This window comes from Streptomyces sp. NRRL S-118 (assembly GCF_000716335.1).
Taxonomy (GTDB): domain Bacteria; phylum Actinomycetota; class Actinomycetes; order Streptomycetales; family Streptomycetaceae; genus Streptomyces.
Map to the genome: position 1 here is coordinate 1 of NZ_KL591069.1, position 551 is coordinate 551.

1 protein-coding gene is annotated in these 551 nt (G+C 75.3%); it reads left to right on the forward strand.

Annotated features, from left to right (window positions below; all coding sequences use genetic code 11):
- Positions 1 to 551: beta-ketoacyl reductase (locus tag IH00_RS38635; RefSeq protein WP_039947914.1), on the forward strand; the 551-nt coding region annotated here is incomplete at both ends.

Here is a 551-nt window from a genome sequence, read left to right on the forward strand (position 1 = left end):
CGCCGACCTGTCCGCGTTCGTGGTGTTCTCCTCGGTGGCGGCCCTGATGGGCAGCCCGGGTCAGGCGAACTACGCGGCGGCGAACGCCGCTCTGGACGCGCTGGCAGGGCTCCGCCGGGCGACCGGCCGGCCGGCGACCTCCCTGGCCTGGGGTGTCTGGTCGGAAGCCACCGGCATGGCGGCGCAGTTGGACGAGGCAGAGCTGGCGCGTCTGGAGCGGATGGGCATGAGCGCCCTCACCGCGGAGACGGGTACGGCGCTGTTCGACCAGTCCCTGGACGTGGACGCGGCCGTGGTCGCTCCGGTCCTGCTGGAGACGACCGCGCTGCGGGCCCAGGCCCGCGCGGGGATGCTCCCGCCGCTGCTGCGCGGACTGGTGCGGATTCCGGCCCGGGTGACCGACACCGGCTCGGGTGCGCTGGTGCAGCGGCTGGCCGGGGTGCCGGAGGCCGACCGGGAGCGGATCGTCCTCGAACTGGTCCAGGCCCAGGTGGCCGCGGTGCTCGGACACGCGTCGGCCGCCTCCGTCGAGGCCGAGCGGGCGTTCAAGG